The 14797-nt window shown below is 54.1% G+C and carries 11 protein-coding genes; 7 read left to right on the top strand and 4 right to left on the bottom strand.

What is annotated here, in order from left to right; genetic code table 11:
• Positions 1-110 precede the first annotated feature (110 nt).
• From C5Y83_RS13865 to C5Y83_RS13855, 3 genes are all read left to right on the top strand, one after another.
• Positions 111-1286, top strand: coding sequence for a sulfotransferase family protein (locus C5Y83_RS13865; RefSeq protein WP_105330325.1), 1176 nt, complete (start codon positions 111-113; stop codon positions 1284-1286).
• Between the two features lie 131 nt (positions 1287-1417).
• A complete protein-coding gene (locus C5Y83_RS13860; RefSeq protein WP_105330324.1) occupies positions 1418-3385 on the top strand; it encodes a DUF4332 domain-containing protein in 1968 nt (655 codons plus the stop codon).
• Between the two features lie 99 nt (positions 3386-3484).
• The gene (locus C5Y83_RS13855) at positions 3485-4600 is read left to right on the top strand and encodes a pyridoxal phosphate-dependent aminotransferase (RefSeq protein WP_105330323.1); all 1116 of its coding nucleotides are present in this window, start codon (positions 3485-3487) and stop codon (positions 4598-4600) included.
• A gap of 11 nt (positions 4601-4611) precedes the next feature.
• Here C5Y83_RS13855 and C5Y83_RS13850 read toward each other — a convergent pair whose 3' ends face one another.
• Together C5Y83_RS13850 and C5Y83_RS13845 are read right to left on the bottom strand one after the other, a co-directional pair.
• Positions 4612-5193, bottom strand: coding sequence for a hypothetical protein (locus C5Y83_RS13850; RefSeq protein ID WP_146117775.1), 582 nt, complete (start codon positions 5191-5193; stop codon positions 4612-4614).
• Between the two features lie 224 nt (positions 5194-5417).
• The gene (locus C5Y83_RS13845; RefSeq protein ID WP_233207220.1) at positions 5418-6053 is read right to left on the bottom strand and encodes a hypothetical protein; all 636 of its coding nucleotides are present in this window, start codon (positions 6051-6053) and stop codon (positions 5418-5420) included.
• A gap of 542 nt (positions 6054-6595) precedes the next feature.
• Between C5Y83_RS13845 and C5Y83_RS13840 the strand changes: the two genes are divergently transcribed.
• Positions 6596-8209 carry a transglutaminase-like domain-containing protein gene (locus tag C5Y83_RS13840; RefSeq protein WP_158262358.1) on the top strand — a complete coding sequence of 538 codons (1614 nt, stop codon included), beginning with the start codon at positions 6596-6598 and terminating at the stop codon, positions 8207-8209.
• A gap of 35 nt (positions 8210-8244) precedes the next feature.
• Here C5Y83_RS13840 and C5Y83_RS13835 read toward each other — a convergent pair whose 3' ends face one another.
• Positions 8245-8694, bottom strand: coding sequence for a bis(5'-nucleosyl)-tetraphosphatase (locus C5Y83_RS13835; protein WP_105330319.1), 450 nt, complete (start codon positions 8692-8694; stop codon positions 8245-8247).
• 8 nt (positions 8695-8702) lie between these two features.
• On the bottom strand, positions 8703-9806 hold the full coding sequence (locus tag C5Y83_RS13830; RefSeq protein ID WP_105330788.1) for a TolB family protein: 1104 nt from the start codon (positions 9804-9806) through the stop codon (positions 8703-8705).
• A gap of 384 nt (positions 9807-10190) precedes the next feature.
• Between C5Y83_RS13830 and C5Y83_RS13825 the strand changes: the two genes are divergently transcribed.
• From C5Y83_RS13825 to glnD, 3 genes are all read left to right on the top strand, one after another.
• Positions 10191-11612 carry an ammonium transporter gene (locus C5Y83_RS13825; protein ID WP_409994591.1) on the top strand — a complete coding sequence of 474 codons (1422 nt, stop codon included), beginning with the start codon at positions 10191-10193 and terminating at the stop codon, positions 11610-11612.
• 105 nt (positions 11613-11717) lie between these two features.
• Positions 11718-12056, top strand: coding sequence for a P-II family nitrogen regulator (locus C5Y83_RS13820; RefSeq protein WP_105330317.1), 339 nt, complete (start codon positions 11718-11720; stop codon positions 12054-12056).
• A gap of 96 nt (positions 12057-12152) precedes the next feature.
• Positions 12153-14786 carry a [protein-PII] uridylyltransferase gene (glnD, locus tag C5Y83_RS13815; RefSeq protein ID WP_105330316.1) on the top strand — a complete coding sequence of 878 codons (2634 nt, stop codon included), beginning with the start codon at positions 12153-12155 and terminating at the stop codon, positions 14784-14786.
• The last annotated feature ends 11 nt before the right edge of the window (positions 14787-14797 follow it).

Here is a 14797-nt window from a genome sequence, read left to right as displayed (position 1 = left end):
GCTAGCGAGGTGCGGTTAAGCGATGTCGCTGGTGAAAAGGGGCGTTTTCGCATAAACTCCGTCTCTCAGTTGCCCCCCCATATTCTCTCCGTACCAGGAAATCGGTTTCGTTGAACGCATCATCCCCCGCTGCTGACAATTCCACCAAGCCGGCTGATAGCAAGCCTGCCAAGAAGCCGAAGGCTAACAGCTATCCGTGGTACACCCCCCGGGTATGGCACGGGATGCGAATGGGGACCTGGAGTAGTCTGTTAGCGAAGAATGGTTTCAAGGTTCACCCCACGAAGCTAGGTCTGGCGTTCACGGTCTCGGCCTTTTCGATCAATAACAGTATCTGTCACCAGCTGCAGCGATTGGCTTTTGGTAAGCAGATCGATAATGCCAAGATCGAGACACCGATCTTCATTTTGGGGCATTGGCGAAGCGGCACCACGCTGCTGCATGAGCTGATGTCGTCCGACGATCGCTACGCCACCCCGAATACCATTCAGTGCTTCGCGCCCAATATGTTTCTGATATACGGGCGATTGATCGAGAAGTACTTCAATATGTTCATGCCCCGCAATCGTCCGATGGACAACATGACGATGGGGTGGTCGAAGCCACAGGAGGATGAGTTCGGTGTACTGAGCTTGGGGGAGATGTCGCCTTATGTACGAATGGCTTTTCCTAACAATGCCAAGCCAGAGCCCGATTATCTCGACTTAGCTGCCGTTTCTGATGAAGATCGGGAGGCTTGGCTCGACACGCTGGATTTGTTTATGCGAATGGTGACTGTTCAGGAAAAGAAGCCGCTCATTCTCAAGTCGCCAACCCATACCGGCCGCATCGGTGAACTGGCCAAACGGTACCCTGATGCCCGCTTTATCCATATTGCCCGTGATCCGTACGATGTTTTCGCCTCAACCGTGCGGTTATGGCACACGATGGACGAAGTGCAATCATTTCAGGTTTCGAAGGATGATTACCGTGAGTATGTCTTCGATTGCTTTGAACGGATGTATGCGGCCTACGAACGAGGCCTAGCGGAAGTTCCAGCAGAACGAGTCAGCCATACTCGCTACGAAGATCTGGTTCAGGACCCGGTCGCAGAGCTGCGCCGCGTTTATGACTCGATCGGCCTGGATGGCTTCGATCGGATTGAGCCAGGCGTAAAAGAATATTCTGAACGAACGAAGGACTTTCGCCGCAATCGCCACACTATGGACGACGCCACGCGACAAGAGATTCAGCGTCGCTGGCGAGGTTACTTCGAGCGGCATGGCTATCCACTGGATGAAGCGTAGCTGGCAACGCTATCAAATCTGACTTGGGGAAAACGGCTGTTTTTCGCTAGAATGCCGTCGGTTCTTTAAATGACACCCCTCAAGGAAAGGTTCCGGGAGGCGATCTGGCTTTCCACGGGAAGGATGCCCGAATGCATTTGTTGTTTGATATTCTGTACGCCGCGCATGCGAATGGGACGCACCATAAGCTGGCGATGGATGCATTGAACCATTTGCACGGCGACGATGCTCCACGACGTCGCAATCTCTTTCTGAAGTATTACGAGCCTTATCTGCGTGGTTCGAAAGACCCGGATAAGAAGTTTAAAGACTTTCGCAATCATGTGCTGCACGTCTCGCAGGATTACTGGGGTGGCGCCGAGAAGGCCACGCGGAAATGGTACGACGCCCTCGTGGAATCTCTGAGGGATCAAAAATGGTCGGATGCCGCCTATCACGCGGGCGTGCTAAGTCATTATTACAGCGACCCGATCATGCCGTTTCATACGGCCCAGTCCGAGGCCGAGAACAATATCCATCGGGCAGTCGAGTGGAGTATCAGTTGCAGTTACGACCGTTTACGCGCCACCGCTGTGTTGCGGGGCCAGCTCGGCGTGCGCGTACCAACCGGCGAGGACTGGCTCGAGCAGATGGTCCGCGAAGGGGCCGAGAAATCGCATCAGCAATACCACGTGCTCATCGATCATTACAATTTCAAGCAAGGGAGACGGAACCCGCCTCGTGGGCTCGATGTTGTTTGCCGTGATACGGTTTCGGCTTTATTGGGGCATGCGATCGGCGGGTTTGCGAGGATTCTAGAGCACGCGTTCGATGAAGCTGCGGTCACCCCGCCTCGCGTGCTGCTGGTCGCTGAAACGGTTCTCGCAACGCTGGAGATGCCGATTCAGTGGGTGACCCACCGTATGGAAAACAAGCAGCAGGCGGAGCTTATTCGACAGATGTTCCGCGAATACCAGAAAACGGGCAAGGTTGAACGCAATTTGCCTGAAGATGTTCGTGCCGTTCGCGACGAACTGCTCGGCGGCCCAGTCGAAGATGGTGAGAAGCCCGCGGCGACCCCGCTGCACGCTGGTTACGATCTGCCGGAAGTTAACCTGGCCAGCCTGACACGGAGTCGTTTGGGACATGATTCCACCGTGAAGTCACCCAAGCCGAAACCTCCTAAGCCCATCGCCCAACCGCCCGCGGAGGTACCCCAGCCAGAGCCGGTTAAGTCGCTGCCCGTGAAAGCCGAACCGGCTCGTGTCGAAGCCAAGAAGGAAGAATCACCGAACGAGGACCCTGCCCTGCACCGTGAGCCAGACCTGTCCCGCGAAAGAGGGCTGCGATCTGTGCCGGAACCTGAACCGACGAAGCATGACGATCGCTTGGAATCCATCGAGGAGGCCACGTCGGAGTTCCAGCCATTGAAGGGCGTCAAGATTCGACCGAAGCTTCCGCCGAAGAAGAAGCTGGCGAGTAAAACGGATCAGCGCGACGTCGATCCGCCAATCGTGAAGTCTCCCAAGCCAGCAGATTTGAAAATCGCTCAGCCGGAGTCCATTGAGCAAGAATCGCCAGTGGCAAAATCAGGCGTGGAACAGGTCGAGACTAAGGCGGAAGAGAAACCAGCGATTAAAGAGAGGGCGATCGAAGAGAAGAAGCCCGTCGAAGGGAAGCCGCTAAAGTTCTACCTGGAAGCTAGTGATCCGGTAGTTGATGCTCCGTCTATTGGAAACAAGACGGCAAAGCGTCTCAACGGCGTCGGAATCCGGACGGTTGCTCAGTTGATTGCTGCCGATCCAGATGCTGTCGCTCCCAAGATCAAAGTTCACCATATCACGGCCGATGTTCTCGCCGAGTGGCAGGCTCAAGCAACGCTTGTATGCCGAATTCCGATGCTTCGTGGGCATGATGCTCAGCTGCTAACTGGTTGTGGCTACGAGAATCCTGAAGCGATCGCCAGAGCCGATGCCGACATGCTGCTGATCGAAGTGGAAGAATATGCCGAAACGGCGGCGGGAGATCGCATCTTGCGTGGTAGCTCACCACCCGACTTGGCGGAAGTGACCAATTGGATTGCATGGGCTCGGCAAGCTCGCAGGTTGCAAGCCGCGTAAATCAGGGCGTTTTTCGCCGTCACTTGCCGCTGAAACACTTCTGGGTAATACTGGCGGATCGGTTTTCGATCGCTCCCCCTTGCATAAACGTAGCTTCCCATGACCCATCCCTGGATCGCAGAACGAACGGCTTCCTTCGATAGCAGCGGCATTCGTAAGGTCTTTGACCTGGCCGCTAATATGACCGACCCGATCAATCTTTCAATCGGTCAGCCAGACTTTGATGTGCCGGATGAGGTTAAACAAGCCGCGATCGATGCGATTGAGGGTGGTCGCAATGGGTATGCCCTGACGCAAGGAATGCCCATTCTTCGTGATAAGCTGCAAACGCAAATCGACGACGAATATGGCCATAGCGACCGCAAAGTGTTCGTGTCGTCCGGAACAAGTGGTGGGCTTGTCTTGACGATGTTGGCGATGGTGAACCCCGGAGACGAGGTGATCATCTTCGATCCCTACTTCGTGATGTACGCCTCGCTGGTGAAGTTGGTCGGTGGAAAGCCGGTCATCTTGGGAACCTATCCGGATTTTAAGATCGACGTCGACAAAGTTGCCGATGCGATCACTGATAAGACCAAGCTGATCTTGTTGAACAGTCCCGCGAATCCGACGGGAATTGTTGCCAAAAAGGAAGAAGTCGCCGCCTTGGCCAAGTTGGCCGCGGAAAAGAATATTGCGATCGTCTCGGACGAGATTTATCGTCTGTTTACCTATGACGACAGCTTCGCGTCTCCGGCTTCGTACAACGAGAACACGATCGTGATCGATGGCTTCTCGAAGAGCTACGGCATGACAGGCTGGCGGCTCGGATTCGTCCATGGCCCAGCAGCTGTGATCGACACGATGATCAAGCTACAGCAGTACACATTTGTGTGTGCCCCCCAGCCGGTTCAATGGGCGGGTGCGGCGGCGATGGAAGTCGACATGACTGACCACGTGAACGCGTATCGTGTGAAGCGAGACAAGCTGATCGATGGTTTGTCCGACTTGTACGAGATTGCCAAGCCGGAAGGGGCATTCTATGTCTTTCCGAAGGCGCCTTGGGGAACGGGAAGCGAATTTGTCGCTAAGGCGATCGAGAACAACTTGCTGATCATCCCGGGCAACATCTTCAGTGGCCAGGATACCCATTTCCGGATTTCGTATGCCGCGTCCGATGCGACGATTGATCGCGGAATTGAAGTGCTTCGCAAGCTTGCCAAGCAAGGGGCCTAGTATATTGCCCGCTATTGATGCAAAGTGAACGGCATCGACGGTTTCTCCGACTCGATGCCGTTTAGCCGGGCGAGGATGTCTTGCAGGATGCGTTGCTCCAGCAGTACATCACGGCAAAGGGGAATCCAACCGTCGGTTTCTGGGCCGAGTTCTTTTTCTTCCAGGCCGCTACGTAGCGTGCCGTCGAAGCGAGCACCGTCGAGGGCCATGTCAACGTCCGTTGGTCCGGTGACGTCTTCCATCTCTTTGTATACTTCCACGCCGATGAAGAAGCCTTCTGGCTCGGGGGTAACACGGACAATGCAGCGGCGGCGGATGGTTTGCAGCGTACTTTCCAGCTTCTCGTACCCGCGTGTCGAATCGGTGTGCCATGGTTCGAGCATGGTGCTTCCGATGCGCGGGTAAGTTTCCAAGCGTCCGTCGGTCAGTTGGCCGGCGACAACCCGAACGCGCTGCTCGCGTCGAATCTTGAAGTGATCGTCGACAGCATCGACGATCTGCTCCCACATCAAATCATAATTGCGGATAGGGACGAAGTGTGGGTTCTCGACCGGCTCGCGCGGCGCACTGCCTGCGTGGTGTAACAACGGCACGAAGCTGCTGCAGCCAAGGCAGCAAACCATGAGCATTAAACCGAATTGAGGTAACCACCTCGCCAAAACATCAACTCCCGCTTACCAGAATTTTGGGTGGCGGAGTGTGACGTATCTAAGCATCGCCGACAAGGGCAATTCAGTTGGTGCTAGCAAACAAGTAGGCCGCTCCGGTGATGGAAGCGGCCTGAAATTGTTTTCTGGTGGATTAGCACACGACGGAGTTAGCCGTAGTTTTCGTCCATACCCAGTCGCATCCGAAGTTCATCGAGCTGCTGTTGGTATCGCTGGTGTGACGAGTGGACATGCTCCGCTTCCGTGATGAAACGCATCTCGGGCATCGGATAAATGTCGCGATCGATCATGACGTTCTCGAACGGCTTCAGGTCGTTGCCGTAGACGATGAGCAACTTATGCTCGTCGAACTGAACTTCCATCGGCAGATGGGGGTTCAGCACGGCAATGCCGGTGCAGCCGTCGTTCAACAGCATGTCTTCGTAGTCGTAAAGAATGCTCTTGAGAACTGGCAAGTCGATGTGTTCGCGATACATGTCGCTGTGCGAGGCGGACTGTTGGTAGTGACTCGATTCGAGCACCACGTCCACTTCGTTCCCCAGGGGATCCAGCAGTTCGATAAACGTATCGAACAAGTTGGACCGCGTCGCACTACCCATCAGGACAGGAACGCTGCTCCCGGTTTGCTCGTCACGATAGACTTCACGGCGGAAGCCTTGCGTGGGAATAACCTTCAAGTCGAAGGAAGGACGAACGGCCTCGGTCAATTCGAACCCGTTGTAACTACCAACGTCCAGGTGTGCTTCCAACTGCTCTTCCGAGAGGTGCTCGAAACTGTTGCCCATGCGGGCCAGTTCGTTCTCGTGGAAGACGCTTTTGAAAAATCTTTTAAGGAAGCCCATGAGTGACCTCTGCTTCTGTTTTCTTGACCTTGAACAGGAGAACTAGTGTCCCCTTCAAGTGGTTCTCTTTTTTCTCTTTCAATCCTAGGTTGGATAATTCGTCGTGCCGGTGTGTTTACCGCATTCCGAAGAGGAATGATCGGGTGCTGACTAGGCTTTAGCTGGGCGGCTAGAGCACGAGCCCTGATTCACGCGAATCTAACCAGAGCATAGCTCTCTAAAACGTGCCCGCTTTTGGTCTTACGGAACATTTTTTTCAAAACAAGTGATCCAAATTTCTTGACGCTTGGCGGTGTGTTTTCGCAACAAAAAGCGAGTCGCATCAGCTTGCCTAACCGGCGCGACCGGTAAATTTCTCTAGGTGTGTGGCGTTTATGAATCACCCTTTTGGTGAGGATGAATCGAGGAAGAAACGTCCGTCTCGTTTGGTATACTTTGGGGCATGGTATCGTTCCTCGAATCCAACCACTTGCCCCCAGGTGACCATGCCTTCTCTCCGCCGCCACTTCGCATGGGTTTTGCTGCTTGGAATTGTCGCGACCGGTCTTGCCGGTTGTGACGGCCCAAGACCTGCGACTCCGGCAAATTCGCAGAAAAAAGATTCTCAGCCCCCTTTCGCGATCAGCGAAGAGATCGAATTCGCAGATGAGGTGGCCAAGATCGATTCACCCAACGCAGAATGGGGAGCGATCGTCTACCAAGGGGAGAAAATCGGGTTCGTTCTATCCAACTATGAAAACATCCAAGGAGACGACGGCCCAGCGGTTCGGACCACGATGGTTGAACGAATGGCTCTACGGAGGGCCGGCCAGGTTCTCAACATCCGGATTGAAAACGTCTTTCTGGAAACTCCGAACGGCCATCTCAAGGAATTCAGCACGAAGATTGAGGAAGGTACCGCCGTTAAGCGGTTTACCGGCAAGGTCAGCGAAGATGGGAAGACGCTTAACATATTGAGCGAAAGTACCGCTGGAATTGCCCGCTCGACAGATAAGGTCCAGTGGCAGCCAGAATTTGGTGGGCTGTACGCGACGTACGGTCTAACGCGTAATCCCCCTCTCAAAGCGGGCGAGAAACGCGAGACGACCGCTTTGGTTCCTTCCTTGAACCAACCTGGGATGATGCGTGCCGAGGCGATGGAAGAAGAACTTGTCAAAATGCTGGATGGTTCGAGTGTTCGCTTACTGAAAGGACGCTCGATCACCCAGATTAGGGGCCAGCCGGTGCTGGAATCGACGATTTGGCTGGATGACGACGGGGATATTGTGAAGTCGACTTCACCTATTCAACAAATCGAAATCTACCGCTGCACCAAGGAGTTTGCGCTTAGCAAGAACAAACCCGTCTCGTTCGACCTGGTCACCGATACGATGGTTCCTGTGAAGGGCATGCCACGGGTCAATGTATCGCAGTTGCCAGAGTTAACGTATCGCTTGCAGTTGAAGGGAAGCAACCCAGCGGATGTTTTCCCTTCGCGAACGAACCAGACTTTGACTTCGGTCGATGATCACACGGCCGATTTGCAGGTTTGGCAGGTTCGCCCAGGGACGACACTGCCCGAATCGTTGCAGAATGGCGATAATCCGACGCCCGAAGATCTGGCCTCAAGTCCGCTGATTGAAGTCAACTCTCCGGCTGTTCAGGAGTTGGTGAAACAAGTTACGTTGCCTCCGGAAGGAGATTGGCAAAAGGCTTTGGCACTCGAGAAGTTTGTCCATCAGACCATTCAGCAGAAAGACTTCTCGCAAGGATTTCTTTCCGCGGCGGCTGTTGCCAAGCAAAAGGTTGGGGACTGTACGGAACACTCGGTACTGCTGATCGCCCTGCTGCGAGCCAACAAGATACCAGCTCGAGGTGCCGTTGGCTTGGTTTACGTCGACTTAGGAACCAAGCAAGGTTTTGCCTACCACATGTGGACTGAAGCCTGGATCAAGGATCGCTGGGTGCCTTTGGACGCCACGCGTGGGACAGGCGGAATCGGCGTTGATTATATAAAGGTTACCCAATCAAGCTTGAATGGATCGAGCGCATTTGCCTCGTTCCTTCCCGTGACTCAAGTCATCGGCCAGTTGAACGTTGATGTGCTCGAAGCGAATTAAGCGTCGCTTATACTTCGCTTACGTGGCCTGTCGCGTTAGTCGGCTGAACTTGCGGCCACGTGTTGTGCGACGGCAGCCAATAGCGGATTGATGGTTTGCTCTTGAATGTCGTGCGGCGGCTTCCAGGGGAACCACTTGGCATCGCCATGCTCCGTGAGATTCAGCTTGACGTCTCGTTCGAGTCGAGCGAGGAAGTAAACGACCGTCTTTAAGGCATCGCTACCGCCGAACTTCCTCTTGTAGTGCACTTCATACTGTAGTTGGTAGCGGAAAGCTGGATCGACCGTAATGTCATCGGCCGTGATGCCGGTTTCTTCTTCCAGTTCCCGGAGCGCACACTCCATGTCAGTTTCCCCGTCATCGACATGCCCCTTGGGAAGATCCCATCGCTTAGGGTGCTTCATCAACAAGAAAGACTCGATCGGGTTTCCTTTCACGATCAGAAAACCGCAGGCTCTGGTCTGCGGTAGCGAGGTATCGGACATGATGCGAACTATTTTCCTTCCGTGGCTTCATCTTCGGGAAAGGTGAAATCGGCGATGAAGAGTTGACTGCTATGGTCGTCGGTGCGGGTGCTGGTCCACATCAGCTTCTTCCCGTCGGGCGAGAATACTGGCAATACGTCAGCTGCTGGGCTGTCGGTGATACGCCACACTTGGCCTGGCTTGATTGTGTCGTCAGTTTCTTCGTACTTCATCAACCACAAATCGTAGTTAGGCCGACCTGGTTTCGAGTGGTCCGCCCCAGCCCAAATGATATAGGGCTTGGTCGGATGCCAATAGGGAGCCCAATTCACGCCAACGTTGTCGGTCAAGGCAATCTCTTTATCGCCATCGATTGAGACCACATAAATTTGGAGAAAACCTTCTTCCTTCCGGTCACTACGGAAGACAACCCATTTGCCGTTGGGAGAAATGAAAGGCCCTCCATCATACCCTTTGGCATTCGTCAGTTGCTTGACGTTCGATCCATCGGCATCCATCACGTAAAGATCTGGATCGCCGTCGCGGTCACTGCAAAACGCGATCTTCGTGCCGTCGTACGAGAAGGCTCCTTCGGCGTCGTAACCTTTTTCGGTCGTTAGCTGAGTCAGTTTGCCGGTCGACATGTCCTTCAAGAAAATATCGGTGTAGGGATCGAAATCCCACGAATAGCGACGACGTTGACCACTCTTGCGTTCCTCTTCCTGGCGAGCGATTTCGTCCTGCTCGGTCTTGGTCATCTGAGGATCGAGGTGACTACTGGCGAATAAGATGTCTTGTCCGTCGACCGTGAAGTAGGCACACGTCGTACGGCCGCGGCCGGTACTCACCAATTCCGGCTTACCCCCTTCCAGTGACTGGGTGTAGATCTGGTAGAAGGGATACTGAGGAGGAACCGCCTGGTAAACGATCTGTTTCCCATCGGGCGAGAAATAGCCTTCGCCAGCTTTCACCATGCCGGACGTCACTTGCCGAACGTTGCCCAAGTATTTTGATTCGATTGACTTCTCTGACGCGGCTTCTTGTCCCCAAGCGATCGGAGTGATACTGGAAAGCAAAACAAGGCAAGCAAGTCGATAAGCCAACGGCGAAGCAGAACGAACCAAGTGCGGCATGGCGTGAGCTCCCATGAATGGTTGTGGCAGGACGTCTAAGGGGCGTTTCGTTTCATTATAGGCAGGATTGGCCCTTTCGTCCGAGGACAACGATCGGGAAGGAAGCGAAAAAAGTTACTAGAACTGGAGTTATCCACTTTACGTGGAGCCTGCCTCCCCCTATTTTTTGTACTGACTTGTTGTCATTTCCGCATCAGGCAAAACGTTGAACCTGCTCTCCAGGCTCGGCGGCGGAACCAAGTCACACCCCAATGCGCGATGATTCAGGCAAATCATCAGGCGGCGCGCGACCTACCAAAATCGTTTGTTTTCTTTGTTTCGAGGTGGAGATTCATGCGCACGTTTTTTCTCCGCAGGCTGTTTGTCTGCGCGGTGATTGGCTTTATGGCCGGTCTGTTAGCGACCGCTTCCATGGCCCAAGACCCCGGTGAGGAACCTTCTGAAAACGCTCCGGTCGGAGACGTTCAGCCTGCCGAAAATGGCCTGCCGAACCTGTCGCAAGGGGAAACCCAGATCGAGGCGGAAGAGCCAGCGCAGCTTGATACGGGAGATAACGCTTGGATGATGGTTTCCAGTGCCCTGGTCTTGTTTATGACTGCTCCAGGATTGGCCATGTTCTATAGTGGCTTGGTTCGTAAGAAGAACGTGCTCGGCGTTATGATGCAGTGTTTGTTCTTAATGGGCCTGATGACGGTTGTCTGGGCGCTGTGGGGATATTCACTTTCCTTTGGTGGCGACAATCCCTACTTCGGCGACGGTGAGTTCCTGTTCATGAATAACGTTCAGGCGACTTTCAATGCCGAGACGCAGTCGGTCGAAATCCCAATGGCCGATACGATTCCGATGTACACCCACATGCTGTTTCAGGGCATGTTCTTCATTATCACCCCAGCGCTGATCTGTGGTGCATTTGCCGAACGGATGAAGTTCTCTGCGATGGCCGTTTTTTCGGTTCTGTGGGGGACACTCGTGTATTGTCCACTTTGCCACTGGGTTTGGGACGGTGGAATTTTGGCTCACGGAGGCGATGCGTCGCTGGCTGGCGGGGCACTTGATTTCGCTGGCGGGACCGTGGTGCACATCAGTTCCGGTATTTCGGCCTTGGTCTGCGCTATTTTTGTTGGTCGTCGTTTGGGTTACGGACACGACGACATGCGGCCTCACAACCTGACCTATACTACCCTTGGTGCTGCGATGCTTTGGGTCGGTTGGTTCGGTTTTAATGCCGGAAGTGCCTTGAAAGCAGACGGAATCGCCGCCAACGCTTTCGCGGTGACCCACTTCTCAGCGGCGGCCGGAGCGGTTGCTTGGGCTTTGATGGAGTGGATCCTCCGTGGCAAGCCGAGCGTGCTGGGATGTGCCTCGGGTGCGGTTGCTGGTTTGGTGTGTATTACGCCTGCGGCTGGCTTCGTGCTGCCGATGCCTGCCCTGGCAATGGGTGCTGCCGCTGGCATCGTGTGTTACTACACGTGTGCGGTGATGAAACAAAAGATGGGCTACGACGATTCGCTGGATGCATTCGGCGTGCATGGGGTCGGCGGAACGCTGGGTGCCGTGCTGACAGGGGTTTTCGCGACGCAAAACATCATGGGTGGCGAACCGATTGGTCTGTACGAAGGGGGCGGAGCGACGTTGTTAATCGGACAGGTTGTGGCCGTGTTGGTCACGATCGGTTTTTCGGTTGTCGCAACGTTGATCTTGTTGAAATTGATCGACATAGTGATTGGCCTGCGTGTCACCCAAGAGAGCGAAATCCGCGGTCTCGACATCTCTGAGCATGGGGAAGAAGGTTACATTTTTACCTAATTCCAGCTGGGAATTGACGATACCCATTGAATCCAACCGCCGAGCCTCGAAGCGAGAGAGGCTCGGCTTTTAATAGCAGAACCAACGCGTACAAGGAGATATTCAATGAAAAAAGTCGAGGCGATCATCCGCCACTTCAAACTGGATGACGTGAAGAACGCGCTGAGCGAACAAGGAGTGTTCGGGATGACCGTGATCGAGGTTTCCGGTTACGGTCGTCAGAAGGGACACACCGAAACGTATCGTGGAACGGAATACGCAGTCGATTTTGTTCCCAAGAAGAAGATCGAAGTCGTCTGCAGCGATGAGAATCTGCAAAAAGTGATCGATACCATCCTGCGAACGGCGCAGACGGGTCAGATTGGCGATGGCAAGATCTTCGTGACTAATCTGGAAGACAGCATTCGTATTCGCACCGGTGAGACGGGCGAAGACGCGATTTGACTGACTTGAAGTCAGTCACGAAATCAACCAAACCTCAAACGGCGCGTTCCTTGTAAGTCGGCGCCGTTTTTTTGAAAAGCGACGGTAGCAGCACTCATGGCAGCATTGCGACTCCGCGAATCAGTCCTCGAAGCAAAGCAGAAACTGGCCGCTGGGCGAGAAAAACTCCGGCGACAGCACGAGGCCGGTGTACCTGGCGTGCAGCTGTGCGCTCAGAATACGGATTGCTTCGACGGGATCGTGCTCGATCTGGTAACGGCTGCTGCGAATGATGTGCCTGGGTTTACTCCAGAACAGGTCCTGTCCAAGTTGGCCATTGTTCCGCATGGGGGCTACGGCCGACGCGATACAGCTCCCTACTCCGACGTCGACTTGATGATCCTGCACGAGGGAACTTTTCGCGAATCCGCGATTCACTTCACTAAGCGGCTGCAGCAGGATGTATTCGATGTTGGGCTGATACTGGGGCACAGTTTACGTACTCCCGGTCAGGCTGTCTCCGCCGCGATGGGAGATGCCACCATCTTCACTTCGTTAGCCGAAAACCGCTATTTGGCTGGCAGCGTCAGCTTGTTCCGTCAATTCGCCGATCCCTTTCGTCATCGCGCGAAACGCAATTTTCGCGGCCTTTACCATGCAATCATGAAATCGCGTGATGAAGAGCGAGCTCAGTACGGCGAAGTAGTGCACATGCTTGAGCCCAACATCAAACGCTCGAGTGGAACGTTGCGTGGCATCCAAATGGTGCGTTGGCTAGGCTTCGCGAAGTATGGTGAAGTGGAGCTCGACGCGCTGACGCGAATGGGCGTGATCACCGATAAGGATCGTAAGATTCTACGTGATGCACGCGATTACTTGCTTCGTTTGCGAAACGATCTGCAATTCCACGCCGGTAAGTCGGCCGATTTATTAGATCGAGCCGAGCAGATTCGCCTTGCCGAGAAGTATGGCTACGAAGGTACTGAGGGCCTCCTGCCGGTCGAGCAGTTCATGCAGACCTACTTCGAGCATACCAGTGGCGTGCGGGACGTTGCCCGCCACTTCATCGCTTCCATTCGACCGAAGTCGCTGTTCGTTTCCCTCTTCGGGCCGTTGATGACACGTCGTGTCGATCGTGATTTTCACGTTGGCCCTTATCAGATCAGCACTTCAAAGCGTTGGAAACAGCAACGTGCCGGACAATTAGACGAAGTGCTGGAGTTGATGATCGCGGCAAATCGATTTGAACGTCACATCGATCACCCAACCTGGGAAGTGATTCGTACTAAGTTCCAAGGCGTTGGTGAAATCGAATTGACGGAATCGACCCGGCGTTTATTCCTGGCACTACTTTCGGAACCAGGCCGTCTGGGCGAACTTTTGCGACGATTGCACGAACTGCGTTTGCTGGAAAAGATTGTGCCAGGGATGGCGCATGCCCGCTGTTTGTTGCAGTTCAATCAGTATCACAAGTACACGGTCGATGCCCACTGCATCAAAACGATCGAATGTGCCACCGAGTTTCTAAATCGTGATGACACTCTGGGAGCCGTTTATCGCTCGATCAAGAAGAAGTGGCTCCTTCACCTAGCCCTGTTGATTCATGACTTGGGGAAAGGATTCTCGGAAGATCACAGCATTGTCGGTGCTCGGATTGCGAACGATGTGGCCGATCAATTCTGGCTCTCTCCACAAGATAAAGAAACGCTGCATCACTTGGTGCTCTACCACCTAACGATGTCGCATCTGGCATTTCGACGCGATACATCAGACGAGCAGTTGGTGCTGCGATTTGCGATGGAGAACGGTCCGGCAGAGCGTCTGAAGATGCTATACGTGCTGACGTGTGCCGACTTTGCCGGCGTGGGGCCGAACACGCTGAACGACTGGAAGGTTCGCGTGCTGACCGATCTTTATCGTCGGTCGATGCACCTCTTGGGTGGAGACGATACCGTTGATACCATGGCACTGCGTCGTAAGAAGCTCGATGCATTGGCAATCAGTGTCCAAGGCCGCGATAAAGAAGCGTGGTTCCGTAGGGTAATCGATTCCTTGCCTGATGGATTCCTGCAAGAAACGCCGGTGGATCGCATTCTTAGCGATTTGGAACAATTAGCCGAGATGAAGGAAGATTCGCCGATGGTTGCATGCCAGTATCGCCCCGATCGTGGTGTGCTGGAGATCACGATCGGAACCAAGGAAGAGCTCATGCAGGGTGTCTTCCATCGTTTGACCGGAGCGGTGACGAGTCAACGCATGACGATTCTGGCCGCCGAGATCAATACATTGGCCGACGGGCTAGTCCTCGATCGCTACTTTGTGCAAGATCAAGACCATGACGGCGAGCCACCGGAAGAGCGGGTCGAAGATATTTGCCAACGGATTCACAAGTATCTAACCGATCCGAAGGATAAGGCACCGACGTTCACGTCCACTTGGACGTCACGTAACCAGCGAATGGCGGAAGAAGCGATCCCGATTCCAACCGAAATCAAGATCGATAACGAAACGGCCGAAAACTACACGATCGTTGAAGTCTTCACCCAAGATCGCCAGGGCTTGCTCTACCAGATTTCAAGGATGCTGTACGACATGGGACTGAGCGTGCACGTGGCGCGAATCACGACCCACTTGGATCAAGTCGTCGACGTGTTCTACGTAACCGACGAGCAGAACGAGAAAATCTGCGATACCGAGCGTCTGGAGCGAATCAAGCAGCAACTCGGCGAATCTCTCATCGAAAGCAAGTGATAAACGGGACT

The sequence above is a fragment of the Blastopirellula marina genome (genome assembly GCF_002967765.1).
Lineage (GTDB): Bacteria > Planctomycetota > Planctomycetia > Pirellulales > Pirellulaceae > Bremerella > Bremerella marina_A.
This window is presented reverse-complemented; position numbering and strand designations above follow the sequence as displayed.